The organism is Streptomyces sp. NPDC050738, from assembly GCF_040654175.1.
In the GTDB taxonomy this organism is placed as follows: Bacteria; Actinomycetota; Actinomycetes; order Streptomycetales; family Streptomycetaceae; genus Streptomyces.
The window spans coordinates 24,322-37,657 of the sequence record NZ_JBFAHN010000008.1; the positions used below are offsets into that span (position 1 = coordinate 24,322).

At 68.7% G+C, this 13,336-nt stretch carries 14 protein-coding genes; 6 read left to right on the plus strand and 8 right to left on the minus strand.

Annotated elements, in window-relative coordinates; genetic code table 11:
- Positions 1-41: 41 nt before the first annotated feature.
- The gene (locus AB0H78_RS21365; protein WP_363236090.1) at positions 42-629 is read left to right on the plus strand and encodes a TetR/AcrR family transcriptional regulator; all 588 of its coding nucleotides are present in this window, start codon (positions 42-44) and stop codon (positions 627-629) included.
- Between the two features lie 18 nt (positions 630-647).
- On the opposite strand, the gene AB0H78_RS21370 is transcribed toward AB0H78_RS21365, so the two are convergent.
- A complete protein-coding gene (locus AB0H78_RS21370) occupies positions 648-1,040 on the minus strand; it encodes a VOC family protein (RefSeq protein WP_363236091.1) in 393 nt (130 codons plus the stop codon).
- A gap of 35 nt (positions 1,041-1,075) precedes the next feature.
- Complete coding sequence (locus AB0H78_RS21375) at positions 1,076-2,245, minus strand: helix-turn-helix domain-containing protein (protein ID WP_363236092.1); 1,170 nt, start codon at positions 2,243-2,245, stop codon at positions 1,076-1,078.
- A gap of 172 nt (positions 2,246-2,417) precedes the next feature.
- Between AB0H78_RS21375 and AB0H78_RS21380 the strand changes: the two genes are divergently transcribed.
- Positions 2,418-3,344 (plus strand): proline dehydrogenase family protein, encoded by a 927-nt coding sequence (locus AB0H78_RS21380; RefSeq protein ID WP_363236093.1) that lies wholly within the window; start codon positions 2,418-2,420, stop codon positions 3,342-3,344.
- Positions 3,345-3,386: 42 nt separating this feature from the next.
- Entirely contained in the window at positions 3,387-5,018 is a 1,632-nt protein-coding gene (gene pruA / locus AB0H78_RS21385) for an L-glutamate gamma-semialdehyde dehydrogenase (protein WP_363236094.1), read from the plus strand.
- 96 nt (positions 5,019-5,114) lie between these two features.
- Here pruA and AB0H78_RS21390 read toward each other — a convergent pair whose 3' ends face one another.
- The 3 genes from AB0H78_RS21390 to AB0H78_RS21400 all read right to left on the minus strand — a co-directional run bounded on the left by AB0H78_RS21390 (position 5,115) and on the right by AB0H78_RS21400 (position 8,385).
- Positions 5,115-5,639 carry a hypothetical protein gene (locus tag AB0H78_RS21390; RefSeq protein WP_363236095.1) on the minus strand — a complete coding sequence of 175 codons (525 nt, stop codon included), beginning with the start codon at positions 5,637-5,639 and terminating at the stop codon, positions 5,115-5,117.
- Complete coding sequence (locus tag AB0H78_RS21395) at positions 5,636-7,774, minus strand: DEAD/DEAH box helicase (protein WP_363236096.1); 2,139 nt, start codon at positions 7,772-7,774, stop codon at positions 5,636-5,638. Before AB0H78_RS21395 ends, AB0H78_RS21390 begins: the two co-directional genes overlap by 4 nt.
- A gap of 74 nt (positions 7,775-7,848) precedes the next feature.
- Positions 7,849-8,385, minus strand: coding sequence for a hypothetical protein (locus tag AB0H78_RS21400; protein WP_363236097.1), 537 nt, complete (start codon positions 8,383-8,385; stop codon positions 7,849-7,851).
- A gap of 106 nt (positions 8,386-8,491) precedes the next feature.
- Between AB0H78_RS21400 and AB0H78_RS21405 the strand changes: the two genes are divergently transcribed.
- The gene (locus tag AB0H78_RS21405) at positions 8,492-9,061 is read left to right on the plus strand and encodes a DUF4291 domain-containing protein (protein WP_363236098.1); all 570 of its coding nucleotides are present in this window, start codon (positions 8,492-8,494) and stop codon (positions 9,059-9,061) included.
- A 13-nt stretch (positions 9,062-9,074) separates the two neighbouring features.
- Here AB0H78_RS21405 and AB0H78_RS21410 read toward each other — a convergent pair whose 3' ends face one another.
- Positions 9,075-9,500: an ATP-binding protein gene (locus AB0H78_RS21410; protein WP_363236099.1), complete on the minus strand. Its 426-nt coding sequence runs from the start codon at positions 9,498-9,500 to the stop codon at positions 9,075-9,077.
- An 84-nt stretch (positions 9,501-9,584) separates the two neighbouring features.
- Between AB0H78_RS21410 and AB0H78_RS21415 the strand changes: the two genes are divergently transcribed.
- Entirely contained in the window at positions 9,585-10,415 is an 831-nt protein-coding gene (locus AB0H78_RS21415) for a helix-turn-helix transcriptional regulator (RefSeq protein WP_363236100.1), read from the plus strand.
- Complete coding sequence (locus tag AB0H78_RS21420; protein ID WP_363236101.1) at positions 10,393-10,593, plus strand: DUF397 domain-containing protein; 201 nt, start codon at positions 10,393-10,395, stop codon at positions 10,591-10,593. Before AB0H78_RS21415 ends, AB0H78_RS21420 begins: the two co-directional genes overlap by 23 nt.
- A gap of 130 nt (positions 10,594-10,723) precedes the next feature.
- Here the strand turns inward: AB0H78_RS21420 and AB0H78_RS21425 are convergent, their stop codons facing one another.
- Together AB0H78_RS21425 and AB0H78_RS21430 are read right to left on the minus strand one after the other, a co-directional pair.
- Positions 10,724-11,032, minus strand: coding sequence for a hypothetical protein (locus tag AB0H78_RS21425; RefSeq protein WP_363236102.1), 309 nt, complete (start codon positions 11,030-11,032; stop codon positions 10,724-10,726).
- A gap of 59 nt (positions 11,033-11,091) precedes the next feature.
- On the minus strand, positions 11,092-13,146 hold the full coding sequence (locus tag AB0H78_RS21430) for a restriction endonuclease (RefSeq protein ID WP_363236378.1): 2,055 nt from the start codon (positions 13,144-13,146) through the stop codon (positions 11,092-11,094).
- Positions 13,147-13,336 lie beyond the last annotated feature (190 nt).

Sequence of the window (13,336 nt, forward strand, 5' to 3'; positions counted from 1 at the left end):
CGGTATAGGACGAGTGTATGGATCGGGGGTAGGGTGGACGCATGGGACACCGTGAAGATCTGCTCGAAGGCGCCAAGCGCTGCCTGCTGGAGAAGGGGTTCGTGCGCACCACCGCGCGCGACATCGTCAAGGAGTCGAAGACGAACCTCGCGTCCATCGGCTACCACTACGGATCGAAGGACGTGCTCCTCGCCCAGGCGTACGTAGCCCTGGTCGAGGGTGCGTCGGAGACCTTCGACGGGACCGAGCGCGCACAGTCGGGGACCGCGCCGGGCTCCCTCGACCGCTTCCACGAAGTTTTCTCGAACGTCATCGCCACCATGGGCGGACCGAAATCCATGTGGCGGCTCAGCATGGAGATCGTCGCGATGGGCGATCAAATGCCCGAGCTGCGCGACCACTTGAGGACAGCGCAGATCGAAGGCGCCCGCGGTTTCGTGCCGATGGTGCTCGGCGGCGAGGAGTCGGACGTCACCGACGAGGACCTGGAGACGATCGGCCGGTTCTATATGACGCTGATGACCGGCATCATCGCCCAGTGGGTCTTCGACCCCGAACACGCGCCCACCGCCGACCAGATGACCAAGGCGCTGCGGCGCATCATGGAGGCCGCGAAGGACGCAGGCTGACGAGCGGGGCCCCCTGGCCTACTGCGGCTCGGTCGCGATCTGGATCAGATTGCCGCAGGTGTCGTCGAAGACGGCGGTGGTGACGGGACCCATCTCGACGGGCTCCTGGGTGAAGTGGACGCCCAGGCCGCTCAGGCGCTCGTACTCCGCCTTCACGTCGTCGACGGCGAACTGCGCGAGCGGAATGCCGTCCGCGCGGAGCGCGTCGCGGTAGGGCTTGACGGCCGGGTGACCGGACGGCTCCAGGAGGAGCTCGGTCCCGCCGGACTCCTCGGGGGAGACGACGGTCAGCCAGCGGTCGACCTCGCCCACCGGGACGTCGTGCTTCGTCACGAAGCCGAGGATCTCGGTGTAGAAGCGGTGGGCCTCGGCCTGGTCGTCGACGCAGATGCTGGTCAGGTGGATCTTCACGCGATGCTCTCCTCCGGTGGCACGGATGCTCGTGTCTACCCCAGCCTGGCGGCTTTCAGCCCCATGTGCAGGAGCAGCCGGTCCTCTCCGTCGTCCAGGTCCAGGCCCGTGAGCTGCTCCACGCGCGAGAGCCGGTAGTAAAGGGTCTGGCGGTGGATGCCCAGTTCCGCCGCCGTCCGGCCCGCCTGCCCCGCGCAGTCCAGGAACGTCTCCGCCGTACGGGCGAGCTGCCGGTTCGTCTCCGTGAGCAGCGGCGTCACACCGCGGTCCTGCGCGGCTCCGGCCGGCAGCGCGGTGAGCAGCCGGTACGGACCGATGGCCGACCACTGCGCATCCGCCCCCAGCCGCGGCGCCGCCAGCGCCGCACGGGCCGCCGCCCCCGCCTCCCGCCAGGCCGCGGCCAGCTCCCCGAGCTCACGGCGCGGATCGGCGATGCCCGCCGAGGCCTGCCCCCGGCCCGCCGCCCGCAGTTTCGCCGCCGCCGCGAGGGCGGGGGCGAGCGCGTCTGCGGAACGCAGCCGTACGAGCGCGGCCAGCGCGTACTCCGCGGCCCCCCACGGCACGGTGCACAGCGCGTCCACCGCCGGGACCGTCGAGACGGAGGGGGCGTCGTCGGGATCGGCCGAGGGCCAGGGCGCGACGCAGACCACGACATGCAGCCCCTCCGCGCGCGGGCCGAGCGCCGTGCGCAGCGCCGCCACCGCCATGTCCTGCTGCCAGCCCCGCTCGGCGGTCAGCACCTCGCGGAACTCGCGCGTCAGGTCGGCGCCCGCCTGCGCCTCGTCGGCGAGCAGCGCCCCGATGCGCGCCGTCACCTCCATGGCGGCGTCGAGCTGCTCCGCCGTCGGGCCGTGCGCGTCCCCTTGATGTTCTTCATGGTCCAGGACCCACACATAGCCGAGGACGATGCCCCGATGGCGTACGGGCAGACAGGTGCGCCCCCGGAAGACACCGGCGTCGGGAGCCGCCGGGATCCGCACAGGCCCGGTGGCGCGCGTGATGCCGAACCCCTCGAACCAGGTGCGTACCGCCGCCGTGGAGCGCCGGGTGAGGATCGAGCGGGTGCGGACCGGGTCCATCGCCAGGTCGTCCTCGCTGTCGTGGGCGGCGAAGGCGATCAGCCGGAAATCCCGGTCCTCCAGCGTCGCGGGGGCGCCGAGCAGCGCCGAGATCTCGTCGGCCAGGTCCTGGTAATCGCCTTTCACTCCGGCATTCTCGCACCCCTTCAGACATATGTCTGAGAGGCGGGCCACGAATGCGTGACAGCTGTCGATGGCAGAGGATCGGAGAGATCCATAGGTTTCACGGTGGTTGTCCGTGCCGTACCCGAAGTGCCGGGTACGCGCCCCCTGCTACCCCTTTCCTTGGAGGTGCCCCGTGCTGGGACCCGTGATCCTTGCCGCGTCGCGAAGCGACAAGATGCGCCGTTTCATCTCGGCGGCCCCCGGCACCAAGCAGGTCGTGGCCCGCTTCATCCCCGGTGAGCTGGTCGACGAGGTCGTCAAGGTCGTCATCGACGCCACCGACAAGGGGCTCGAAGTCACCCTCGACGTGGTGGGCGAGGACATCACCACCCCCGAGCAGTCCCACGCGGCGCGCGACGCCTACCTGGAGCTCATCGACCGTCTGAAGGACCTCGGCCTGGGCACCAGGGCCGAGATGTCCATCAAGCTCTCGATGTTCGGCCAGGCACTGGAGGGCGGCCACGAGCTGGCACTCTCCAACGTCCGCCCGGTCGTCGAGGCCGCCGCCGCGATCGGCACCACCGTCACCCTGGACGCCGAGGACCACACCACCCTCGACTCGATGTTCGCCATCCACGAGGAGCTGCGGAAGCACTTCCCGCAGACCGGCTGTGTCATCCAGGCGTACCTCTTCCGTACGGAGGACGACGCGCGCCGCCTTGCCGCGGCCGGCAGCCGGGTCCGCATCGTGAAGGGCGCCTACAAGGAGCCCGCGTCGGTCGCGTACCAGGACAAGGCGGAGATCGACAAGGCGTACGTACGCATCGTCAAGATCCTCATGGCCGGCGACGGCTACCCGATGATCGGCTCCCACGACCCGCGGCTCATCGCCATCAGCCAGGAGCTCGCACGGCGCGCCGGGCGCAAGCTGGACGAGTACGAGTTCCAGATGCTGTACGGGATCCGCAGCGAAGAGCACATCCGGCTCGCGGCCGAGGGACACCGTATGCGCGTCTACACCGCCTACGGCACCGACTGGTACGGATACTTCATGCGGCGCCTCGCGGAGAAGCCGGCCAACCTGCTCTTCTTCGCACGCTCCATCCTCACCAAGGGCTGAGCCCTCCTCCCACCCCTTCCTCACAAAGGAGTTCAGGAACTCATGGACGCTGTAACCCAGGTCCCCGCCCCCGTCAACGAGCCGGTCCGCTCCTACGCCCCCGGCTCCGCGGAGCGTGCGCGTCTGGAGGCCAAGCTCAAGGAGCTGGCCGAGAACCCCATCGACCTGCCGATGACGATCAACGGTGAGAAGCGGATGGGCGGCGGCGAGCGCTTCACCGTCGTACAGCCGCACAACCACAAGGCCGTCCTCGGTACGTCCGCCCACGCCACGCAGGCCGACGCCCAGGACGCGATCGACGCGGCCCTCGCGGCCGCCCCCGCCTGGCGCGCGATGGCCTTCGACGACCGCGCCGCGATCATCCTGCGTGCGGCGGAGCTCCTGTCCGGCCCGTGGCGCGAGACCCTCGCGGCCTCCACGATGCTCGGCCAGTCCAAGACCGCCCAGCAGGCCGAGATCGACACCCCCTGCGAGCTCGTCGACTTCTGGCGCTTCAACGTGAAGTACGCCCGCGACCTGCTCGCCGAGCAGCCCCCGGCGAACTCCCCGGGCGTCTGGAACCGCCTGGACCACCGCCCGCTCGAAGGCTTCGTCTACGCGATCACCCCCTTCAACTTCACGGCCATCGCGGGCAACCTCCCCACCGCCCCCGCCCTCATGGGCAACGTGGTGGTCTGGAAGCCGTCCCCGACGCAGACGCACGCGGCCGTCCTGCTGATGCAGCTCCTGGAGGAGGCCGGCCTCCCCAAGGGCGTCATCAACCTGGTGACGGGCGACGGCATCGCGGTCTCCGAGATCGCGCTCAACCACCGCGACCTGGCCGGGATCCACTTCACCGGCTCGACCCCCACCTTCCAGTACCTGTGGAAGACGGTCGGCGAGAACATCACGAAGTACCGCACCTACCCGCGCCTGGTCGGCGAGACGGGCGGCAAGGACTTCGTGGTCGCGCACCCGAGCGCGGACCGCGCGATCCTCAAGACGGCGCTGACGCGCGGCTCGTTCGAGTACCAGGGCCAGAAGTGCTCGGCGTCCTCGCGCGCCTACGTCCCCGCCTCGATCTGGAACTCCGGTTTCAAGGAGGAGTTCGCGGCCGAGGTCGACGGCATCACGATGGGTGACGTCACCGACCTCTCCAACTTCATCGGCGCGGTCATCGACGAGCGCTCCTTCGCGAAGAACAAGGCGGCGATCGACCGCGCCGCAGCCGACCCGACGTGCACGATCGTCGCGGGCGGCACGTACGACGACTCGGTGGGCTACTTCGTGCGCCCGACGGTCATCGCCTGCACGGACCCCTCCAACGAGGTCTTCACGACGGAGTACTTCGGCCCGATCCTCGCGATCCACGTCTACGAGGACGCCGAGTACGACGCGATGCTGACCCAGATGGAGTCGGCCTCGGACTACGCCCTGACGGGTGCGGTCATCGCCTCGGACCGCGCGGCAGCGGCGTACACGATGGACAAGCTCCGCTACGCGGCGGGCAACTTCTACATCAACGACAAGTCGACGGGCGCGGTCGTCGGCCAGCAGCCCTTCGGCGGCGGCCGCGCGTCGGGCACGAACGACAAGGCGGGCGCCCCCCAGAACCTCCAGCGCTGGACCCTCACCCGGGCCATCAAGGAGACCCTGGTCCCGCCGACGAACTACACGTACCCCCACCAGGGCTGACCCTCCCGGGCCACCCTCCCCGAAACCCCGCCCCCGACCGGCACCCCAATGCCGGGAGGGGGCGGTTTCGTGTCCCGGGTCGGGCCGGGGGCGGCACTAGGGTTCGGGACACGCGCCGTGGCCCAAGGTCCAGAAGCCCGCTTTGGCGAGGGTCCACTCCTCGAACCGTGGACCGTCATGACTGTCGCGGTCCACGAAGGCGAAGCTCACCCGAACCTCCTCGGCAGGCGAGAGTTCGAGGTCGCGCTGCCCGAACTCGTAATCCCTGACTGTCCACTGGCAGCTCCTGCCGCCCATGGAGGTGGCCAGCGCCGGCTCGGTGACATGCGCGTCGAATCGACGCACTTGGCCGGGGCCAGGGCCGGGCAGCGTGACCGGGTCCTGCATCAAGGACAGGGTCAGCGACCGAAGCGTGCGGCACCGGCAGAAGAGCAACTCGACCGACCCGGCGCCGAAGCGACGTGGCCAGCGGTGCTTCCGGCTCACCTGCCCCAGGTCTGCGGGCTCGCCATATGCGGCGGCAACATCGGCCAGCCGGGCACCGGGCCGCAGCGCTCCCACAGCCCCTGTCGCGGCCAGCTGGGCCAGTTCCTCCACCAACGTCACTCGTTCAGTGCTCATCGGAGCCGCGCCTGTTCCTCCTCGACGATGCGCCGGGCCAGCGCGGTGTCCGACACGTCCACGGCGTCCGGTGCCGACTCGGCGACCGAGCTGCGGCGTGCGTAGGCGTCGAACAGACGGGACTTGTTCTTCAGTATCCGCACCATCCGCTCGTCCACCCCGCCCGTCGCGAGCAGCCGGTGGACGCTGACCGAGCGCACCTGTCCCATACGGTGGGCCCGCGCGACGGCCTGGTGCTCGATGGTCGGTTTGATCTGCGGCTCGCAGATGATCACGACGGACGCGGCCTGCATGTTGAGGCCCACCCCACCCGCCTCGATCTGCGCCAGGAGCACCGCGTGGCCGGGGGCGGCGGCGAACGAGTCGACGAGTTGCTGGCGTCGCGCGGGCGGCACGCTTCCCGAGAGGGGGCCGAAGAGCGGGCCGTCTTCGGCCAGTCCTTCCTCAACCGCTCCCAGTACGGCACGGAAGTTGGAGAACACCACCACCTTCAGCCCGTTCTCCGCGGCCTCCGTGACGATCTCCCGCAACCGGTTGAGTTTGGCGGACTTCTCCGGGTGCGCGTACGCAGCCCTGCGCATGGCCATGAAGTTGCCCGCCAGGACCGCTTCCCGGTAGGCGTCCTCATCCGAAGCGCTCAACTCCTCCCACTCGTCGGTGTGTTGGAGCGCGGGCAGTTCCGCCAGGACGTCCTGCTGATTGCGCCGCAGATAGACGGGCGCGACCGCCTGCCGGAAGGCCTTGGAGCCGGCCACTCCGGCGTGGTCGCCGATGTCCTCGGCGAGTGCGGGCCGCAGGACCCCGACCAGGCTCCGGAACTCCGAGACGCGGTTCTCCATCGGCGTACCGCTGAGGAAGAGCACGCGGTCGCAGTGCTCCGCCCATCCCGAAACGGCCTGGGAACGGCGGGCGTTGGGGTTCTTCACGAAGTGGGCCTCGTCGACGACGAGCATGCCCAGCTCCCCGCCCCCAGGAGCAGGAAATCCACGCAGCGCATCGAAGGTGGTGACCCCGACACCGCCCCTGCCCTTCCAGTCGGCGAACGCCTCCTGACGTTCGGGCCCGTGCAGCGGCATCGCGCGCAGAGTGCTCCGCTTCTCGATCTCGCGCGTCCAGTTGATCAGGACGCTGGCGGGGCACACGACCATGAAATGGCTCTGGCCGCCGGCTGCGAGATGCGCCAGAGCGGCGATCGCCTGGATGGTCTTGCCGAGCCCCATCTCGTCGCCGAGGAGCACGCGGCGCTGAGCCAGGGCGAACCGGGCGCCGAAGGCCTGATACCCGCGGAGCGACACCCGGCGGTGGCTGTCGTCGAGCGGCTGCGCCCGGACCCGCGCGGCCACCTCATCGGGCAGGAACCCCTCCGCCGCGGCGGGGTCGGGGCGGCGGCCGGAGATCTCGGCGATCAGGCTGTAGTACTCGGCGGAACGGAGCTCGAAATCGACCAGGGCCTCGACCTCGGTCGCAGGTCCCCGCAGCAGATCGACCGAAGCCTGAGCCATCAACTCGGGAACCCCGTCGCGCTCCGCCGCCTCGGTCAGCTCACGGATCTCCGCAACGGCAGCCAGCGCCCTCGCCTTCTTCTCCTTCCCGGCCACGAGAAGGCGCAGCCGCCCGGTCGCGGGCTTGGCGTCGGCGAGAAGCGGCAGGAGCCGCTCGGCCAGCGTGCGGGCCGCATCGACCGCGCGTTGCGCCTCGGAGCCCGCCTCCACGAGCAGATGCAGGGCGATGACCAGCTCGGTGGTCCGGGGGTCGGGCCGGTCCACGTCGATATGGACGGCGATGGTTTCCCGTACGGCATCGGAGATCTGGCCGGCGGCCGCAAAGGCCTGGTTCGCGGTGTGCTGGCCGACTCCGGGGATCTGCCGCAGACGGTACGGCCCGGCGTCGAGGACTTCCCGTACGGTCCGGAACCCGCCCCGCTCCACCTCGCCGAGCCGGAGCCTGCCCTCGGTCACGTCCTTCAGCCGGGCGATCGGGATCGCGTCCAGCTCACGCTCGGCGAGCCCGTCGCAGATCGGCTTCAGCGTGTTCCGTACGGCCTCGACAGCGCGCGCATGGTCATCGACCACCCCCTGCGCCGTCCGTCGCAGCTGCCCACCCAGGGCAACCGCCCCCCGCTCGCTCCGCCCCATGGTGCCCGGCCTCTTTCGCTCAGTGTCCCGGCATCCTGTCATCTGGCCGTTCCAAGGACACAGGCCTGATGCGATCAGGGCTGCGCGAACTCGGCCAAGGTCTTCTCGTAGTGGCCGCCGAAGTCGATTCGGGAGATGTCCTTGTAGCGGTACTTCACCGGCATCTCGATCCAGTGGGCTCGCGGATCGATTTCCCGTACGCGGAATGACTTGGGGCGGAACTCCACGGGGGTGCCCACCCAACACGCGTCGGGATTCTGACGCTCCAGATGGAGACAGAGGAGCGGATGGTGCGCCGCGGCGTCGCGCAGCAGCCCGGGGAGGTCGGTCAGGTCCAGGGGCGGGTGCGCCGGCGGCCAGTGTCCGCGCTGGCGCAGAACGCGGACGGTCAGGTCGTTGTCGCGGCGGCCGACGCGGGTGATGTCGGTCGTACGGATGGCGGAGAAGCCGTCGTTGCGCAGGTCGGATGCGGTCGACAGGAGCGTCCAGGCAGGCGAGGTGGCCAGTACGAAACCGTCGAGGGTGTCGGCGCCCTCGATCGAGCGGTGGACCCTCACGAAGCGCTGTTTGGCGGCGGCGCGCGCGAGTCGGCTGGTGATCTTCTTGGGCATGCCGGTGATTCTGCTCGGCCGGGTGTGGATCCGCACCCGGGATTGCGCCTGCCCGGCAAGGGAAAACGGGTGGAGATCGCAGGATGAGGGCGGCACCCTGTCCGTCATGAACGAACCGAACCGGGAGATCCGCGCGCTGCACACGGCGAGCACGATCACCGTCTACCAGGCGTACGGCCCGCACATCGGTCTTCCGGCGGCGCGCGACGGCCGGTTTCCCGAGGCCTGGAAGCGGGACCGGATGACATGGATCAAGCCCTCGTTCCTCTGGATGATGTATCGCTGCGGCTGGGGCGAGAAGGAGGGCCAGGAGACGGTGCTGGCCGTCGAGATCACCCGCGAGGGCTTCGACTGGGCGCTGCGGAACTCCTGCCTCTCGCATTACGAACGCGGGGTGCACGCCGACCGGACGTCCTGGCAAAGGGAGTTGAAGCGCGCCCCGGCCCGCGTCCAGTGGGATCCCGAACGCGACCTCCATCTCCAGCAGCTGCCCTACCGCTCGCTCCAGCTGGGTCTCGCGGGGGACGCGGCGCGACGGTACGCGGACGAGTGGACGGTGGCGATCACGGACGTGACCCCGCTCGCGCACCAGATCCGGGCGCTGGTCCGGTCCGGCGAGATCGCGAAGGCCGAACAACTGCTGCCGCAGGAGCTGGTCTATGCCGCTCAGGGGTGAGCCAGGCGCGGTTTCATGTCCCGCCGTGGGACCCGCACGTGAACCACACGGTTTTGCCGGTCCCGTCGGGGCTCGGGTTCACACCCCAGTCGTCCGCGACGGCTGCGATGATGAGCAACCCGCGCCCGCCTTCGGCGAGTTCGCCCCCGTCGGCAGGGGAGGGAAGTCTGGGGCACCGGTCCGCGACCTCGACGCGCACGCGGTCGCCCTCGCGCAGGATGAGAACGGAGCACCGCCGCCCTGGCACGTGCCGTACGACATTGGCGACGAGCTCGGTGAGCGCCAGCTCGGCGGCGTCGGCCAGCTCCGTGAGTTCCCACCCGGTGAGATACAGGCGCAGGATGCGGCGGAGATGACGTACGGAGTGCTCGCTCACGGCGAGTTCGGCGCGATAGGCGGGATCAACGTCTGTTTCCTGCACCCCAGTTGCATGATTCATGCCGCAACGGTGCAACGTACCGCTTACGCTCGGCTACGGAGCGAAGCGAACGCCGCAAGGTGTTGAAGCCCGGAGGTCCTCGGCATGGCGAACATCCACCACCTCGACCCGTGCGCGTCCCCGCTCGACTACTACGGTTCGGAACTGCGTCGCCGGCGTGAGGAAGCGGGTCTCAAGCAGGGTCAGCTGGGGGAGATCGTCTTCTGTACTGGCTCGCTGATCGGCCAGATCGAGACGACGAAGAGGGTCCCGACTCGCGAGTTCTCGGAGCGGGTCGATGCGGCGCTGGACGCGGACGGAACGTTCTCGCGTCTGATCGGGCTGGTGCTGCGGAGCCAACTCCCTTCGTGGTTCCAGCCGTATGCGGAGTTGGAGGCGAAGGCGGCGTACGTCTCCACGTACCAGGCGCAGTTGGTCAACGGTCTGCTCCAGACGGAGGCGTACGCACGGGCCGTGCTCGGTGTCGAGGCACCGGAGAAGCTGGACGCCCGACTGGCGGCGCGCATGGAACGCCAGCGCGTTCTCGCGCGCGAGGAGCCGCCGGTGTTGTGGGTGGTACTGGACGAGGCTGCGCTGTACCGGGAGATCGGCGGTCGGGAGGTGATGCGGAACCAACTCGCCCACCTGTTGGAGTTCCGCGACCGGCCGTGGGTGGACCTTCAGGTGCTTCCGTTCTCTGTGGGGCAACATGCCGCATTGATGGGCTCATTCACGCTGATGCGCTTCGAGAACGACCCGGACATCCACTACGCCGACAGCTACGACCAGGGCCATCTGACCGCCAACCCGCAAGTGATCAAAGAGCGTTCGGTCGGCTACTCTCGACTGCAGGCCGAGGCACTCTCACCAAAAAACTCGGCGGCGTTGATCGCTCGCGTGATGGAGGATCGCTATGGGGAACAGGACCACTCCTGACCTGACTGGCGCACAGTGGCGCAAGTCCACGTACAGCGGCTCCAACGGCGGCGAGTGCGTGGAGGTGGCCGACGGCTTCCCCGGCCTGGTCCCGGTCCGCGACAGCAAGCGGCCCGAAGCCCCCGCCCTGATCTTCGGGACGGACGCCTGGCACTCCTTCTTGGTATCGGTGGCGTAGACAGTCAGGCGCAATCACGTGGCATGCGTCAGCTTGTTCGGCTGAGTTCTGACGATCAGTTCAGAGATGGCGGCCGGGTCCTTAGATACCGCCGTACCGTGCCCCAAGCCCAGCGGGTGCGATGCGCATTTCAGTAGCGGAGGCGTGCGACATCCCCGTAGATGCGCACGATGCAGTCTTTGAAGCAGCGCATCGGAGTGCTTCCATCCATGGGGGCGAGTGTCAGATCCAGAGCCACCAGGGGGCGGACGGCCTCCGTGTGCCGGCTGCCATCGGGGTCGGCTCCCTGCACGGCTGCCCACGCCTCGAACAGGTCCCTGACGGTTTCCCAGCCCGGCCCAGGTGTGAAGTGGCAGAGAAACGTGGGCTGGTCGATCTCGTACTGGTGGAGATCACCGAGGTGTATGTCGCCTTGCATCAGGCGCCACGAACCGGACATCGCCGCACTCTCCCTTTGGCTTCAGGCCCAAGTGCGTTGGCTGAGGCCACTTCGCGGATCTAGTCGACCACGATGCCGTAGTCCTGCACGAGTTCCGCCAGGCCTCCGGTGTAGCCCTTGCCGCCGAGGACGAAGTCCCAGTCGCCGTTCGTCCTCCTGCGGAAGGAGCCGAGCACCAATGCGGTTTCGCCTGGGCGGCCGTCCGAGACCTCCAGCTGTCCCAGTTCGGCCATTCTGGGATCGAGTAGCCGGATGGAGGCCTCGGTGAAACCTGCGAGATCGGCGTCGGGGTTGACTTCCGGGTCGATGGCGGCGACGAGTACGAATCGGTCGGCCTCGTCCGGCAATCCGTCGAAGGCGACGCTGATTGCGGCCTTGTCGGGTGTGGTCGCGGTGAGGGCGCGAACTGAACCGTCCGGAGACTGCACGTTGTTGTAGAAGACGAAGTGGTCGTCACTGAGGACGCGGTTTCCCCGGCAGACTAGAGCGCAGACGTCCAAGGCAACGCTTCCGGACCACGACATGCCCAGGACGTTGTAGTCGTCGGGGAGATCTGGGCCGGGATCCGGCGAAACCGTCTGCGCTCCCGCCGGACGGCTGTCGCCGAGCCGTCCGCTCAACCCATGGCGGTGCAGCAGGTCGACGAGCTCGGCGCCCGAGATGAGTTCCAGCGGTTTGCCGTTGGCGAAGGTGTGTGAACCGGGGCCGAAGCCCGACGTCGTCACCAGTACGCCCTTGTTGGCACCAGCGTCCTGCGCGGTGCCGTACAGGTCACGCACGGCGGTGGGTGGCACCGTGTTGCGATAGCGCTTCACCTGCACCACGATCTTGCCGCCCCGGATCGGAGTCGGGTCGAGCGCGTCGACGTCCACTCCGCCGTCGTTCGAGCGCTGGGTCGTCACCGCCTGCATGCCCATGGCCCGGAAGAGTTCGGCCACCAGATGCTCGAACGCGATCGGATCCATCTCGTACAGGTCCGGTTCCTCGTCGCTGCCGTGAGCGACGACCCGGTGGCCGACGTCCTCCGGCCGCCGGCTCGGACGTACCGGGTTGAGCTGGTCCGGCCGGGCCGTCAGCTGCCCGTGCAATCCGTCGGCCAGGCAACTGACCGCGTCCACCTGTGCCAGATGCAGGCCGCGGAACGAGGAGCGGGGGGCCATGACCGTCGCGAGGACGATATGGCCCGGTCGGCCCGTCGTCGGGTCGTGCCCGTCCACGAAGCCGTTCAGGGCAACTGACTCGAGCGCACCCGGCTCATCCGCCGCGAACAGCTCGTGCAGGACGAGCAGCACGCACTGCGCCAGCACTTCCCGGTACAGCGACCGACGCTGACTCACCGGCCGGGGGGTCTCTTTGTCCTGATCCACTCCGAACATGTACCGGATGGTCTTGGCCTCCGGGACGATGCCGTACGCGGGCAACTCCCAGTCCAGCACCAGCTGTCGGGCTGCCGGGTCGTAGGCCGCCGCCACCTGACGGGGGAAATCGTCCGGCCAGGCCTTTGAGGCGTAGAGAGCGGCGGTGAAGTACTCCACCGCGGAATCCGGATCCCCGCGTCTGAGCCCCTCGGTCACCGCGGTGATTCCGGCATTGTGCCGACGTACCTCAGCGAGCTGCGTTTCGGCCCACCGTTGGTACTCCCGCTGATATGACGTCAACTGTTGCTGCCGCTGGACCTCTACGGCCTGCGCGGCCTGCAAGTCCCTCTCGAAACGACCCCGCGCTTCGGCCTGCGCCTGGGCGCGGCGGTTCGCGGTCCAACCGCTCTGCACCTGGTATTGGCTGAGATCCGGCATGACCACGGGCTGGGCCAGCGGTCCGGGAGCGAAAGGCTGAACCGCTTCGGACCGTACGAGCGAAGACGCCCGGAAAGCCGGACCCTGACATCCCACAGCGAGAAGGCCTTGAAGTGACGCCACTTGTGCGTCCAGTTCCTCCGTACGGCGCTGTGCTTCCGCCTGCCGGTACTCGCGGTGGCTCTGCTCGGCCCGTCGCTGATACGCCCGGGCCTGCTGTGCCTCCCGCCTTTGCTGTCGTGCCTCGGCCTCCAGTTGGCGCTGCTGCTGCCGCTGCGCCTCGGCCCAAGCGCCGACAAAACCAGTGGAGCGACTCATGTGCTGCAGGCCCCCCAGGACGTTGGCAGCGGTGTGGAACTGTGGTTGTCCCCACAACCAGGAGTAACAAGACGACTGTAGCCAGCAATTGCCTCTGCGCATATGCGCTTGCCAAAGGCAGTGGCGCCAGTTCGCGATCCGACCGGGCGCAGCGAGATCGTGGCCTCAACTCCCGTGTGAAAGGACTTAG